General features: G+C 63.7%; 16 protein-coding genes and 1 tRNA gene. 8 read left to right on the forward strand and 9 right to left on the reverse strand.

The features are described 5' to 3' along the window. Positions 1-2: 2 nt before the first annotated feature. Positions 3-620 (forward strand): 2-hydroxychromene-2-carboxylate isomerase, encoded by a 618-nt coding sequence (locus HDC29_RS14005; RefSeq protein WP_179498500.1) that lies wholly within the window; start codon positions 3-5, stop codon positions 618-620. Further along, positions 617-1,420: a crotonase/enoyl-CoA hydratase family protein gene (locus tag HDC29_RS14010; protein WP_179498502.1), complete on the forward strand. Its 804-nt coding sequence runs from the start codon at positions 617-619 to the stop codon at positions 1,418-1,420. The genes HDC29_RS14005 and HDC29_RS14010 overlap by 4 nt, the downstream gene beginning before the upstream one ends. On the opposite strand, the gene HDC29_RS14015 is transcribed toward HDC29_RS14010, so the two are convergent. The 8 genes from HDC29_RS14015 to HDC29_RS14050 form a co-directional block, all read right to left on the reverse strand. Next, positions 1,417-2,106 (reverse strand): ATP12 family chaperone protein, encoded by a 690-nt coding sequence (locus tag HDC29_RS14015; protein ID WP_179498504.1) that lies wholly within the window; start codon positions 2,104-2,106, stop codon positions 1,417-1,419. The two genes, HDC29_RS14010 and HDC29_RS14015, sit on opposite strands and share 4 nt — an antisense overlap. Further along, a complete protein-coding gene (locus HDC29_RS14020) occupies positions 2,103-2,339 on the reverse strand; it encodes a hypothetical protein (RefSeq protein ID WP_179498506.1) in 237 nt (78 codons plus the stop codon). The genes HDC29_RS14015 and HDC29_RS14020 overlap by 4 nt, the downstream gene beginning before the upstream one ends. Continuing rightward, complete coding sequence (locus tag HDC29_RS14025) at positions 2,336-2,956, reverse strand: FMN-binding negative transcriptional regulator (RefSeq protein WP_179498508.1); 621 nt, start codon at positions 2,954-2,956, stop codon at positions 2,336-2,338. The genes HDC29_RS14020 and HDC29_RS14025 overlap by 4 nt, the downstream gene beginning before the upstream one ends. Then, entirely contained in the window at positions 2,956-4,188 is a 1,233-nt protein-coding gene (locus HDC29_RS14030) for an RluA family pseudouridine synthase (protein ID WP_179498510.1), read from the reverse strand. The genes HDC29_RS14025 and HDC29_RS14030 overlap by 1 nt, the downstream gene beginning before the upstream one ends. Further along, positions 4,185-4,562: a fluoride efflux transporter CrcB gene (gene crcB / locus HDC29_RS14035; protein ID WP_179498512.1), complete on the reverse strand. Its 378-nt coding sequence runs from the start codon at positions 4,560-4,562 to the stop codon at positions 4,185-4,187. The genes HDC29_RS14030 and crcB overlap by 4 nt, the downstream gene beginning before the upstream one ends. Before the next feature lie 67 nt (positions 4,563-4,629). Then, complete coding sequence (locus HDC29_RS14040; protein ID WP_179498514.1) at positions 4,630-5,163, reverse strand: thermonuclease family protein; 534 nt, start codon at positions 5,161-5,163, stop codon at positions 4,630-4,632. Between the two features lie 331 nt (positions 5,164-5,494). Then, positions 5,495-6,439 (reverse strand): hypothetical protein, encoded by a 945-nt coding sequence (locus tag HDC29_RS14045; protein WP_179498516.1) that lies wholly within the window; start codon positions 6,437-6,439, stop codon positions 5,495-5,497. Positions 6,440-6,560: 121 nt separating this feature from the next. Next, positions 6,561-7,436 carry an IS1595 family transposase gene (locus HDC29_RS14050; protein WP_179498518.1) on the reverse strand — a complete coding sequence of 292 codons (876 nt, stop codon included), beginning with the start codon at positions 7,434-7,436 and terminating at the stop codon, positions 6,561-6,563. A gap of 103 nt (positions 7,437-7,539) precedes the next feature. On the opposite strand from HDC29_RS14050, the gene HDC29_RS14055 reads away from it, so the two are divergent. The 6 genes from HDC29_RS14055 (at position 7,540) to HDC29_RS14080 (ending at position 12,383) form a co-directional block, all read left to right on the forward strand. Next, positions 7,540-8,586 carry a winged helix DNA-binding protein gene (locus HDC29_RS14055; RefSeq protein WP_179498520.1) on the forward strand — a complete coding sequence of 349 codons (1,047 nt, stop codon included), beginning with the start codon at positions 7,540-7,542 and terminating at the stop codon, positions 8,584-8,586. 38 nt (positions 8,587-8,624) lie between these two features. Further along, the gene (locus HDC29_RS14060; protein WP_218844540.1) at positions 8,625-9,137 is read left to right on the forward strand and encodes a hypothetical protein; all 513 of its coding nucleotides are present in this window, start codon (positions 8,625-8,627) and stop codon (positions 9,135-9,137) included. Positions 9,138-9,212: 75 nt separating this feature from the next. Then, positions 9,213-10,184 (forward strand): magnesium and cobalt transport protein CorA, encoded by a 972-nt coding sequence (locus tag HDC29_RS14065; protein ID WP_179498522.1) that lies wholly within the window; start codon positions 9,213-9,215, stop codon positions 10,182-10,184. A 58-nt stretch (positions 10,185-10,242) separates the two neighbouring features. Then, a tRNA-Val gene (locus HDC29_RS14070) sits at positions 10,243-10,318 on the forward strand. Positions 10,319-10,380: 62 nt separating this feature from the next. Next, positions 10,381-10,878, forward strand: coding sequence for a GFA family protein (locus HDC29_RS14075; protein WP_179498524.1), 498 nt, complete (start codon positions 10,381-10,383; stop codon positions 10,876-10,878). 50 nt (positions 10,879-10,928) lie between these two features. After that, complete coding sequence (locus HDC29_RS14080; protein WP_179498534.1) at positions 10,929-12,383, forward strand: amidohydrolase family protein; 1,455 nt, start codon at positions 10,929-10,931, stop codon at positions 12,381-12,383. Here the strand turns inward: HDC29_RS14080 and HDC29_RS14085 are convergent. Further along, the gene (locus tag HDC29_RS14085; protein ID WP_179498536.1) at positions 12,380-12,655 is read right to left on the reverse strand and encodes a hypothetical protein; all 276 of its coding nucleotides are present in this window, start codon (positions 12,653-12,655) and stop codon (positions 12,380-12,382) included. The two genes, HDC29_RS14080 and HDC29_RS14085, sit on opposite strands and share 4 nt — an antisense overlap. Positions 12,656-12,722: the final 67 nt, after the last annotated feature.

Here is a 12,722-nt window from a genome sequence, read left to right on the forward strand (position 1 = left end):
CGATGATTGCGCGCGTCGAATTTTTCTTCGACCTTTCCTCACCCTGGACCTGTCTCGCCTTCCATAATCTGCCAAGCGTGCTCGAACGGACGGGCGCGACGGCGGTGTACCGGCCGATCCTCGTCGGCGGCGTGTTCAATGCCGTCAACCCCGCCGTCTATGCGGCTCGCGAACAGGCCGACAATCGCCGACTTCAGCATAGCTGGAAGATACTGAAGGACTGGGCGCGGCTCGCGGGCGTGCCGATGAATTTCCCATCGCAGTGGCATCCGGCGAAGAGCATCGCCGCGATGCGCTTCTGCTGCGCGCTCGAAACGGATCAGGCGGCGCTGGTGCGGTTCGCGCGCGGCGCCTTCGCGAGTTATTTCGACCGGCAGGAAAATCTCGACGACCCCGCGGTGCTGGCGGCGGTCGCCGATGCCGAGGGGCTCGACGGTGCGGCGCTCGACGCCGCGGCGGGCAGCGACGCGGTCAAGGCGCGGCTGCGCGCGAATACCGATGAAGTTATCGCACGCGGCGGCTATGGTTCGCCGACGATCTTCGTCGATCAGGACGAGATGTATTTCGGCAACGACCAACTCCCGCTCGTCGAAGCCGCTCTCAAGAGGACTCTCCCATGAACGACCGTATTTCGATCACGATGCTGGAAGGCGGCATCGCCGACGTCCGGCTGATCCGCGCCGACAAGATGAATGCGCTCGACACCGCGATGTGGGAAGCGCTCGCCGAGGCGGTCGATCAGTTGAAGGCCACCTCGGGCCTGCGCGTCGTCGTCCTGTCGGGCGAAGGCCGGGCCTTCTGCGCCGGACTCGATCTATCGAGCCTCAGCAACGATCGCGACCCCGGCGCGAGTAGCGCGGGCGGCAGCCTGTCCGACCGCACGCGGGGCATCGCCAACAATGCCCAATATGCGGCGTGGGGCTGGCGCGAGCTGCCGGTGCCGGTGATCGCGGCGGTGCACGGGGTCGCCTTCGGTGCGGGCAGCCAGATCATGGCCGCCGCCGACATCCGCATCGTCCACCCCGACACGCGCATCGCGATCATGGAAATGCGCTGGGGCCTCGTCCCCGACGTCGCGGGCATGGCGCTGTGGCGCACGCAGGTCGCCGACGATGTGCTGCGCGAGTTGATCTACACTAACCGCGAATTCAACGGGTCGGAGGCGAAGCTGCTCGGGTTCGCGACGCACGTCTCGGATGATCCGCTCGCGAAGGCGATGGAACTTGCGGAGGCGATCGCCGACAAGAATCCGCATGCGATCCGCGGCGCCAAGCGGCTGTGCAATATGCTCGGCCATGCGAGCGACGCCGAAATATTGCAGGCCGAAAGCGACGAACAGGTCAAAGTCATCCGCACCCCGAACCAGATGGAGGCGGTGATGGCCGGGATGCAGAAGCGCAAACCCAATTTCGCCGACTAGAGCAGCCCCAAGAACCGCACTGCATTGTCCCAGTCGCGCTTGTTCGCGGCGCGTGCTTTCTGCGCTTCGCTGTCGGCGCCCCAACGGCGTTCCTGATACATCTCGTCGAGGCTGACGGCTTCCCAAAGCATCTCGGCATCGAACGCCTCCTCGACAAGCGCGAGGCCCGCGACGAGCGATCCGCCGATCGTCACCAAGGGCGTCAGCGCGGTGATCCGCCAATGGTCGTGCGCAAACACCGCGTCGTGCAGCGCGGCGACCGTCGCCTCGGGCTGATCGACCGGCAGCACGCCCTGCGTCAGCGCGAATTCGATCCCGTGCCGCGTCTCGGCCCAGGCGAGCAGCGGGTTCCATGCCGCCGCCTGCTCGGTCTGCAACGCGGCATCGCGCGCGTCGCGATAGCATAAGAGGTCGCTCGTCGCATACGCCGCGATCGGCGCGGCAAAGGCGGCGATGTCAGGCGCGGCAAGGTCGATCGCGGCGTTGGTGAGTCCGTTGATCGGCATCGCCGCCGGGTCGATCGTCTCGCCGACATCGCGCCATTCGGCCGCGATGGCTTCGGCGAGCGCGATGCTCGCGACCGCCAGCGGCGCGCGCTGCGGCGTGCGTACCGGCCGGCCGTCGAGCGCGATGCCCCAACCGTCGCCCTCGGGAGCGACGGCCACCTCTTTCCAGAAGCGCTTCACAGTTCTTTGGGCGAGCGCCACCGGCGCGCGAGAAGCAACGGCATGACGGCAAAATCGAACGCGCCGACGAGCACGATGGCGACGCCGATCCAGCGGTCCGCCGGCTGGCCCGCGAAGGTGAAGCCGCCGCCGATCAGGATAAAGCCGATCATAACAAAGGCGGCGCCCATCAGCCGCATCAACGTGATGGCGAAAAAGCGTTTCCGGGCGAGGGCGTCATCGGCTTGAGTCATGCGTCCTTCCTATCGCCGCCGAGGTGGCGCATCAACTGGGCGATCGCGCCGTGGCCGGTCACCTCGACGCCCGCAATCACGCGGTCGCGCTCGTCGGCGGATTTGTTCTGCGACAGCTTGATGGTGGGGCGCCACGCCGCGATCCGCATTTCGAAACCGACAATGGCGCCGGTCATCTTGCTGAACTGTGCCGGGTTCATCTTTTCGCGCGTCCATGGCGGATTCGTACCAATGCGCGCTTCATGCGCCGCTGACAGCGTGTCGAGCTGCGCGACCAGTTCGGAGTCGTCGAGCTTGCGCGTCACACCTTCCATCTCGATCGCGACATAATTCCACGTCGGCACCTGGTCGGCGTCGGCGTACCAGCTCGCGCTGACATAGGCGTCGGGCCCCTGAACGACCGCGAGCGCATTTGCGCCGCCCAGGTGGCGCGTGAGCGCGTTGCCGCGCGCAAGGTGGAATTGCAGCGTCGTCCGGTCGTCGCCCAGCACCACCGGCGCATGCGCGACGCGCGGGCCATCGGGGGTATTTGCAAAGATCGCGGCAAAACCAATCTCGCGCACCAGCAATTCGGCAAGATCGTCTTGCCGCGGGCGGAAGGCGGAGTTCGGGTGCATCAGCTCGCTTTGGGCGCGCGCGCGGGATGTTTCTTGGCACTCGGTTTTTTGCCCGCGGGCTTCCCGGGCGCCGGTTTGCCGGACTTGCCCGGTTTCGCCTTCGCCTTGGGCTTCGGCTTGCCGACAAAGTCGGTCGGCTTGCTCTCCGCGGTGCGGCCTCGCCGCTCGCCGCGCCGCGCCTTGCGGATCTGCTTGCTGTGCGCCTTCGCCTGCGCTTTCAGCGCCGATTTGGGGGGCGGGCCCTTTTCGGCCGGGTCGATCCCGACCTCGCCAAGCAACAGGTCGAAGCCGAGCGCGTCGAGGCTCGCGGCGAAATGCTCGGGCACCTCGGCGCTGATGTCGATCGCGCCGCCGTCGGGATGGTCTATGCGCAGGCGGCGGCTGTGCAGGTGCATCTTGCGGCTGATCGTCCCGGTCAGGAAAGCGCCCTTGCCGCCATATTTGCCATCGCCGACGATGGGGTGGCCGATCGCTGCCATATGGACGCGTAGCTGGTGGGTGCGCCCGGTGAGCGGTTGCAGTTCGACCCACGCGGCACTGTTCCCCGCCCGCTCGATCACGCGGTAGCGCGTCTTCGAAGCAAGGCCGCTGTCATGCACATGCATCTTCTCGCCGCCCGATCCCGGCTGCTTGGCGAGCGGCAGGGCAATCTCGCCCTGCTGGATATCGGGAACGCCGACGATGATTGCCCAATAGGTCTTTTTTGCGCTGCGGTTCGAAAAGCTCTTGGCGAAATAGGCCGCGGCGCGCGGCGTGCGCGCCACCAGCAGCGCCCCTGACGTGTCCTTGTCGAGCCGGTGGACGAGCTTGGGCCGCGTCGGCCCGTCGAATTTCAGCGCGTCGAGCAGGCCGTCGACATGTTGTTCGGTCTTCGTCCCGCCCTGCGTCGCGAGACCGGGCAGCTTGTTGAGCACGATCGCGCTGGCGTCGCGGTGGATGAGCATCGATTCGGCGAGCGCGACGTCGGCGTCGGTCAGCGGGCGACCCTTGCGCGCCGGACGCGCCTCGGCCTCTACTGGAGGGGTCGGCATAACGAGCTTTTGGCCCGCCGCGATCCGGTCGGACACATCGGCCTTTTTCCCGTCCAGGGTCAGCTGTCCCGACCGCGCCCAGCGCGCGAGCAGCGCGTGCGGCGTTCCCGGCCGGTAGCGTTTGAACCAGCGGTCGAGACGGATGCCGTCATCCTCGTCCGCGATCGTCGCGCCGTCGGGCCTGATCCCTGGCTCGCTCATGCCGGCACCTGGCGCATGACAAAAATGCCGAGGCCGCAAGCGAGGATCGCGCCGACCACCGAGGCGAGGACATAGAAGCTGGCTTGCCCGATCTGTCCGCGTTCGAAAAGCGTCCAGAACTCAAGGCTGAATGTCGAAAAGGTGGTGAAGCCGCCCAGCACGCCAACTCCGACGAAGAGTCGGGTCGTCTCGCCGCCGCCGCTGCGAGCCAGAATGCTGATCAACAAACCCATCAGGAGGCTACCGGCGATATTGATCGATAGTGTCCACCAGGGAAAACCGGGGCCGAGCCGCGCAAGCATCGCCTGCCCGGCCAGATGGCGCGCGCCGGCGCCAATCGCGCCGCCTATCATCACAGGAAAAAGGCTGTTCATAAGGTCCGCCCTAGCCGGAAACTGCGGCGAGGCATAGCGGGTGCGTCGCGGCTGGCGGGACCCGACCCTAAGCGTCGGGCGGGGCCGGCGCGTCGGTCGGCCGTTCATGCGTTGCGCGCCAATCGGCGGGCCGCACGAAGTCGCCTTGCCAGATCCCGCTCCGCTGCGCCTGCGCTTCGGCCTCCTCGACCATATAGGCGTCGCTGGTCGCGATCGCGCCGCCGAGCCGCACCATCTCGGCGCCAAGGTCGATACCGTCGGGGAGGGGGCGGGTGCGGCAGGCGGCGAGGGTGCGACCGTAACGATCCTTCGCTGCGACTTCGCATTGGAGTGGGCCGCGGCCCGCGAGCTTTTCGAGCATCGTGCGCGCCTCGCGGCCGCAGGGCCAGCGGCTCGCATCGCCCCGCCCGCAGTCCTGCCGATACTCGGCCGCGTCGATACCGGTCAGGCGGATGGTCAGTGTGGTACCGTCGTGCCGAACGGTCAGGCTGTCGCCATCGATGACATGGACGAGCGGCACGGTCGCGACGGGCGCCGGGAACCACGTCCACGCCGCCAGCGCGAAGACTGCGAGCAACAGCAATGCGGCGGTCGATCGCAAGCGCCGCCGCCAACGCAAACGGGTGAGGGGAGACGAGCTGCGGATCATGGTCCCCGACTGCCCCCGGCGCGGCAAGGTTGGCAAGTCCGAATAAAATATTGACGAGGAGAACAAATCATGTCCAAAATGGATCCATCCGCTCCCGCCAGCATACCGCCGACTCATGCCAGTCACCTGCTTGGGTCCGGAATGGCGGCAAACAGGAACGAACAAAAGGTGAATGGCGCCGGAATGAGGCGATTATCCCCTTCGGACAAGTATCGTGAATTGGGTGCTTGCGGCTGCCGTGGCTTTATTCCCGCCCGCAGCGGGCGCGGTAGAGTCCGACCGTTTATGTGATTTCGGCAGTGCTGCTCTCGAACGCCCACAACTGAGTGACGGGCATTTGTCCAAGGACAATGGGCCAACTGACGCGATCCCGACTGACCCCATCTACATCTCCAGGATTTTTGGCGCTTACGGCAAAATTCTTGACAGTCTTTGCTTGTTTTGCGGGGTCTCCCCACTGGTATGTCGTTACAATTTGGAGGGTGGGGTAAAACCTAGGAGGGCCGATTGGGGAGTCGCCGATAATAATAGTCAGCATGACAATGTCATCAACTGCGACTGTCGGATGAAGAACGTCTTCGCCCTGTCCGCCGGGCAACAGATTTTGAGTAATGCGGGTGTATTCATCGCCCGGCGAGAACGGCCCAAATTTCCTAGTTTCCGTGGAGTGGCCAGTCAAAATTCGCGCTCTCGTTTCGACCTTAAAAGCTGGACTTTTCCCGAGATTGGTTACGCGTATGTCAACGGAAAGATCAAAGGACTGAGTCCCGCTAGACATTTCAACCTTAACGATCTCGACGTCTACCCAAGGGCGCAAATCGTTGAGAGAAGCCGCGTGCGCGATTTCGTTAGCTTCTCTGGCGCGATCGAGGCCTCGCAGAGAAAGAACGATAGTTACAATAAGGCCAATAATTCCGAATACCGTGGCAAGGCCACCCCACATTGCCCAATCGGCCGCTTTTTCAGTGCCAATCGCCGCGCGCCATTGGGCGCAAAGCTCGCTATCAGCTGCGGTCTTTGGTTCTACGCATGGGGTGCGGCGCTCTGGGGAATGGGCGTCGGGGGCAGAAAGCGTCGCCCGGTCCTTGTCGCGGCGGGTTTCGCCGTAGGATTGATACCGCTCTTGCTCTGGGTAGGGTAGGGCCGTCGCATACGCCCCCAATCCAATCGAGATTAATACCAGCGCAAAGAGGCCTATGAGTAATACACCCCTGTTGTGTCCAGACATTCACGCCCCCATCTGCCTAAGCGATGATATGAGCGATTCACAAACAGGAGTCACGACATGACTAATGCTCCCCCAGACCGCTTTGACGCGCTCCTAGGCGCAATGGCTAAGGGCGAAGCCCCTAGCGCACAAAAGAAGTCAGCAACTCGTCCAGCATCGTCGAAGGGCGATGACGGCGATTGTGGCGAAACTCAAATTCGCCCAGATACTTCGAAAGATGCTTCTGACTGATGTGAATGTGGGTGCCGTTGATCGACCGCTTTAGCTGCGACCAGAAGCCCTCAATCTCGTTCACCGACGAACCTTGCGGGCTGACATACTGCCCCGCGCCGTGGTTCACGGTCATGTGATAGAAACCTTCACCGGCGACCGTCAGATATGCGCCCGCTTCGTCGGTGTGGACGATGCTGTGCAGCTTCACATTCTCTTTAATGACGGGGAGCAGGGTTGCACGGCGCTGGTTCGGGACAACCTTCGTCATCACCTTGCCGCCGCGTTCCGCGAGGCCGATGACAACGGTCTTGTTCGACATACGGCCTTCCTCGGCGGTCGTTTTGCCACCGATGATCGCTTCATCAACTTCCACATGCTTCGTGAAGCCGCCCAGTGGATCGTCACCATCCACAATCGCCATATATTTGCGGATTTCGTGGCACATGCGCCAAGCCGTTTTGTATGTAACGCCGATCTGGCGCTCGACTTCCTTCGCCGCAACGCCGCTACGGGTCGAGCAGAACTGGAACATCACGAAGAACCAGTCGCGAAGACTGGTGCGCGTCCGGTCAAAGGGGGTGCCAGCGGTCGGATAGACCTGCGCGCCGCACCATTCACAAGCATAGCTGCGACGGGCTTTGACGCGATAGAACTTCGCTTCCTTACCGCACTTTTCGCAATCGTGACGGTCACCGAAACGGATACGCATCAAGTGATCTAGGCAGCTTTCTTCCGTGGGGAAGCGGTCTTGAAACTGGCGAAGGGTGGGGGCTTTCGTGCTCATGCTGATTATGTAGCAGAAAGCCTTACTTGTCGCAAGGGGATAATCGCCCGGAATGACGACATAGTTACGCCAAGGTGGGGCGATAGAAACGGGGGACTGCAGCATGATGGACCGGAAGACGCAAATCGACTTTGACAAGGTGACGCTGCCCGAACACGACTATCATCCGGGTAAGGGCTGGGCGGGGCACCCAAACGACGATCCGATCCAAAAAGCCGTCGCATCTCCGCTTCTGTTCGTCGGCATCCCATCGGCCTTGCCCGATATGGCTCTCCTCCCGGACATACGTGTGGCCGCAACGCTCGCAGCGTCGCGAGCGGCGGCCCATATCCGACAAACCGATACGCTCGATATCGTATGGCTGACGAGGGCGGACGCAATCGAAGGCGAAATGCTGGCCGATATCTGCGCGGCGGCGGGTGAGCAGGGGTGCAATTTGATTTGCGAAACTTCGCTGTCGAGACTCGACCAGGTTGTCGCCGCCATTCCTGCCGCGTTCCCGGCCCAATTGCTGGTCGACGCCGACCCTACCGACAAGCTTGTCGCGCTTGCGGCCGCGCGGCGGACGCGGCACGGGGTGCTCAATGATGTGGCGCGCGACGATGCGGTGGAGCGGATCGATCGGCTGCAGGAGGAAGTCGCGCGTATCTCGCGCCTGCTCGGCGATCTCGCGGGGCAGCGGGGCGGGCTTCGGGGCACACCGGCCGGCCTGGCATCATGGGACGCGGATTCGGCCGACCATTCGGGGCAGGTCCGCACGCCGCCGCGTGATTATGCGGCGATGCCGCGTAGCTTCGTTCCGGAGGAGCGCACGCTTGACCGGCAGCGCGCGAAAGCGGTGCGACGGATGCTGCGCCAGCGGCGGATGCGCGAACAATATTTCCCCGCCGACCTGTTTGCCGATCCGGCGTGGGACATGTTGCTCGACCTCTACGCCGCGCGGCTTGAGCGCCAACCGGTTTCCGTGTCGAGCCTTTGCATCGCGGCAGCGGTACCGGCAACCACAGCGTTGCGATGGATCAAGACAATGACCGACGCGGGACTCTTTGTGCGCGAGGCCGACCCGCACGACGGCCGGCGCATCTTCATCGCGCTCGCGGAGGGGGCTTATGATGCGCTTGCCCGTTATTTCGAAGCGCTCGACGAATAGTCATGGCCCGGTTGCGACCGGGGCGCTAGTTTCGGGCGATGAAGAACGACGTCGAAGTGGTCGTGAATGACCGGATGCAGAAGTGGTATCGTTACACGCGCACGGCGCCGGTCGGGCAGGCGTTCGACCCCGATTTCGAGCCCGAGTTGACGCCGTCCGAGATGCTGAAGCTGGGCGTGTTCTGCGGTAAATATATGACCGACTGCGCGGACGAATTTCCTGCAAGCTGGTTCCAAGGCGCAAAGCTCGCGCCCGGACGCGCCGACTGCTCGCTCAATTATTTCGGTATCCGGGCGAGCGTGCCTTTGCGGGTCTGGATAGAGAAGGGCTGGATACATCCCGACGATCCGCGCGGCTGGTTTCAATGGTATTGTCGCTATTATTCGGGGCGGCGGGTGCCCGACGAAGACCGACGCCAGATCGCGCGATGGCGCGCGTTCCGTCGTCATGCGGCGCAGGTTCGCAAGCATTGCGAACCCGGCGATCCCTTTTGCCGTCCGAAGCAGCGGCAGGCGCTGCTCCAATGGGCGTATGACAGCCGCGATATCTAGCCGGCCGAAGAGGCGATTTCCCTTCCGCGCGGCGCACACTATGTAGACGCTCCGCAGCAAGGGAGTTTTCGCCGAATGCCGATCATGGCCGCACGCGTTTATCATGACGGCCAGCTCGTCCGGGACCTCGGCCCCGACGAGGCGGTTCCGGAGGAGTGCGATCCCGGCGATTTCTTCTGGCTCGGCCTCTACGAGCCGACGCCGGGCGAGCTTGCCGGCATCGCCAAGCGGTTCGGCCTGCATCCGCTCGCGGTGGAGGATGCGCTGAAGGCGAACCAGCTGCCCAAGGTCGAGGCCTATGGCGACCAGCTTTTCGTCATTACCCGGACCGCCAATCTTGACGGCGATACGATCCAGCCGGGCGAGACCGCCTTTTTCCTCGGCCCGCATTTCTTCGTCAGCGTCCGTCACGGCTCTGCGAGGACGCACACCGACGTCCGGGCGCGGCTCGAAAGCCTGCCGGCGAAGCTCGCGCACGGCCCCGACTACGTCCTTTATGCGGTGCTCGACTTCATCGTTGACGGCTATTTCCCGGTGATCGATGCGATCGAGGAACGGATGCTGGGGGTCGAGGACAGTGTGATGGATACGCCGCTCGATGCCTCGGAAATTCGCCACCTCTACAAGCAGCGGCACGAGATCATCCGTTTCCAACGGCTGGTCGGGATGATGAAGGAAGTCGCCGGCCGCCTGGCCACCGACGATGACCTGCCCAATATCGACCCCGCGGTGCGTCCTTTCTATCGCGATGTATGGGACCATGTTCAGCGCGCTGAATATCGCCTCACCGGGCTGCGCGACATTGCCGCGTCGGTGATCGAGACCAACGGCATGCTCGAGCAGCAACGTCAGGGTGTGATCACGCGCCAACTCGCAGCCTGGGCCGCGATCCTGGCCGTGCCGACGGCGATCGCCGGCATCTACGGGATGAATTTCGAGTTCATGCCCGAACTCGACTGGGCCTTTGGCTATCCGTTCGCGCTGGCCCTGATCTTCGGCGGCTCGGGGCTCGTCTTCTGGCGCTTCAAGCACATCGGCTGGCTCTGACTTTCGACGCACCGCTTGCCAGCGATGGCGGCTTGTGGCAGGGCGCGCTTCCCTTCGGGGGCGATTAGCTCAGTTGGTAGAGCGCCTCGTTTACACCGAGGATGTCGGCGGTTCGAGCCCGTCATCGCCCACCAAGAACCTTCCTTTCGATCGCGCGTTTGCGTTAGCGGCCCGCCATGGCGCGAAAGGACATTCCATGCCGATCAAACTCGAAGGCTCTTGCCGGTGCGGCGCGGTTCGCTTTTCGGTCATGAGCCACACGCCGGTGCCGTATCAGCTCTGCTATTGTTCGATCTGCCGCAAGCAACAGGGCGGCGGGGGTTATGCGATCAACATCGGTGCTGACGCGAAAAGCCTGCAGGTCGAGGCCGAAAGACATCTGGGCCTCTATCGTGCGCAGATCGAAGATGGCGAGCATCCGAAGTGCCAACTGTCGAGTGGCGAGCGCCGTTTCTGTCGCGAATGCGGATCGGCGCTATGGCTTTACGATCCGAATTGGCCCGACCTCGTCCATCCTTTCGCGAGCGCGATCGACTCGGACCTTCCGGTGCCGTCGTCGCGCGTCCACCTGATGCTCAAATATAAGGCTGGTTGGGCGGTTCCGGACATCGGGCCAGACGATGCCATGTTTGATCTCGACCCCGAAAAATCGATCGAGGATTGGCACAAGGATGAAGGCGTCTGGGTCGCTTGATCTCGCGCGCGATGGGATTAAGGGAAGGCCGTTCGGAAAGGTTGTTCCCAATGAAACATCTGCTCGCCTCGCTCGCCACTGTGTGGTTTGCCTTCTCTTCGCCCGCGTGCGCCGCTCCGAAACAGGGCGATGTCATCATCCGCCATGTCACGGTCGTCGATGTCGAAGCGGCGAAGACGGTCGCCGCGCAGGCGGTGGTGCTGAAAGGCGACGATATTGTCGCGATAGGCGCTGACGGTGCGATCGCAAAAGGCTGGCGCGCGGCGCGGACGGTCGAAGGCGAGGGGCGTTACCTCGTCCCCGGCCTTTGGGACATGCACGTTCACTTCGGCGGCGGACCCGAATTGATCGAGGAGAATAGGGCGCTGCTGCCGCTCTATGTCGCGAACGGCATCACGACGATTCGCGACGCGTCGGGCGACCTGCCCGATCAGGTGCTTGCATGGCGCGGCGATATTGCCAGCGGAAAGCTGTTCGGGCCCCGGCTGTTGACCTCGGGCGCCAAGATCGAAGGGATTGCGCCGGTCTGGAAGGGCACGATCGAAGTCGGCAGCGAGGCGGATGTCGATGCGGCGCTCGCTCGGCTCAAGACGCGCGACCAGGTCGATTTCGTCAAGATCACCGATAGCACGCTGAAGCCCGAATTGTTCCTTTATGCGCTGGGGCGGGCGAAGGCGCTCGGGCTGAAAACCTCGGGCCATATCCCCATGGCGCTGACCACCGAGCAGGCGGTCGACGCCGGGATCAGCTCGATCGAGCATCTTGACTATGCCTATAACGCCGGCGCGAAGAACGAGGCGGCGGTCGCCGCCGATTTTGCCGCAAAGCGCATCGACCGCGCCGAGGCGAACCGTCGGCTCGACGCCGGGTTCAACCGGGAAACGGCGATGGCCGCGTACCGCCGCTTCGCGGCCAAGGGCGTCGCCGTGACGCCGACGCTCAATGGCAGCCGGATCATCGCCTATCTCGACCGCGACGATCATTCGAAGGATGAAGGTCTCGCCTATATCGGGCCGAAGCTGCGCAAGACCTATGCGTGGCGTATCGAGCGTGCGGCAAAGGCCGACGCGGTCGCCATTGCGGCGCGGCAGAAGCAGATCGAGGATGTCGCGACGATCCTCCCGATGCTGGCCGAGGCAGGCGTGCCGATCATCGCGGGGACCGACGCGGGGTTCCTCAACAGCTTCAATTATCCGGGCTTCGGCTTGCACGACGAGATCGAGCTGTTCACGCAGAAGGGGTTGACCCCCGCGCAAGCGCTCGCCTCGGCGACCCGCGCGGGGCCGGCGTGGTTCGGATGGCTTGATCGCTATGGTGCAGTGAAGCCGGGCATGGCAGCCGATCTGGTGCTGCTGACGAAGAATCCGCTGGAGGATATCGCGGCGACGCGTGCGATCGATACCGTGGTGCTGCGCGGCGAAGTGCTGGACCGCGCAGCGCTCGACAAGATGCTGGCCGACACCAGGGTGAAGGTCGCGGCGTGGAATGCGACGGCCGAGCCCTAAGGTGCAGGCGCGCGCGCCTTTTGCCGCGCGCGCCACACACTCCGCAGAGTGAACAGCCCCATCGCCGCCCAGACGACATTGAGGACCGCTGACGGGATTGCGCCATTATAGCCCGAATTGATAATGAAACCGCCCGCGCCGATCACGTTCATCCATTGATAGAGATAGCCGCGTGCTTCGAGCCTGCCGAGCGACAATAGGACATAGGCGGCAAGGATGGTTGCGGCGGCGGTCCAGCCCATGACTTCCACGACGATGATTTCCGCGCTCATGCGCTACCTCTCCCAATGAAAACGCCCGCCCCGATGAGGGGGCGGGCGCTCATGGCATCAGCCGGCG

The sequence above is a fragment of the Sphingopyxis sp. JAI108 genome (assembly GCF_013410105.1).
GTDB lineage: Bacteria > Pseudomonadota > Alphaproteobacteria > Sphingomonadales > Sphingomonadaceae > Sphingopyxis > Sphingopyxis chilensis.

Bases quoted from the DNA above. Each gene is read 5' to 3' on its own strand.
- HDC29_RS14005 (WP_179498500.1), top strand. From the start codon at position 3: ATGATTGCGCGCGTCGAATTTTTCTTCGACCTTTCCTCACCCTGGACC.
- HDC29_RS14010 (WP_179498502.1), top strand. From the start codon at position 617: ATGAACGACCGTATTTCGATCACGATGCTGGAAGGCGGCATCGCCGAC.
- HDC29_RS14020 (WP_179498506.1), bottom strand. From the start codon at position 2,339: ATGACTCAAGCCGATGACGCCCTCGCCCGGAAACGCTTTTTCGCCATC.
- HDC29_RS14025 (WP_179498508.1), bottom strand. From the start codon at position 2,956: ATGCACCCGAACTCCGCCTTCCGCCCGCGGCAAGACGATCTTGCCGAA.
- HDC29_RS14030 (WP_179498510.1), bottom strand. From the start codon at position 4,188: ATGAGCGAGCCAGGGATCAGGCCCGACGGCGCGACGATCGCGGACGAG.
- crcB (WP_179498512.1), bottom strand. From the start codon at position 4,562: ATGAACAGCCTTTTTCCTGTGATGATAGGCGGCGCGATTGGCGCCGGC.
- HDC29_RS14045 (WP_179498516.1), bottom strand. From the start codon at position 6,439: ATGTCTGGACACAACAGGGGTGTATTACTCATAGGCCTCTTTGCGCTG.
- HDC29_RS14050 (WP_179498518.1), bottom strand. From the start codon at position 7,436: ATGAGCACGAAAGCCCCCACCCTTCGCCAGTTTCAAGACCGCTTCCCC.
- HDC29_RS14055 (WP_179498520.1), top strand. From the start codon at position 7,540: ATGATGGACCGGAAGACGCAAATCGACTTTGACAAGGTGACGCTGCCC.
- HDC29_RS14060 (WP_218844540.1), top strand. From the start codon at position 8,625: ATGAAGAACGACGTCGAAGTGGTCGTGAATGACCGGATGCAGAAGTGG.
- HDC29_RS14065 (WP_179498522.1), top strand. From the start codon at position 9,213: ATGCCGATCATGGCCGCACGCGTTTATCATGACGGCCAGCTCGTCCGG.
- HDC29_RS14075 (WP_179498524.1), top strand. From the start codon at position 10,381: ATGCCGATCAAACTCGAAGGCTCTTGCCGGTGCGGCGCGGTTCGCTTT.
- HDC29_RS14080 (WP_179498534.1), top strand. From the start codon at position 10,929: ATGAAACATCTGCTCGCCTCGCTCGCCACTGTGTGGTTTGCCTTCTCT.
- HDC29_RS14085 (WP_179498536.1), bottom strand. From the start codon at position 12,655: ATGAGCGCGGAAATCATCGTCGTGGAAGTCATGGGCTGGACCGCCGCC.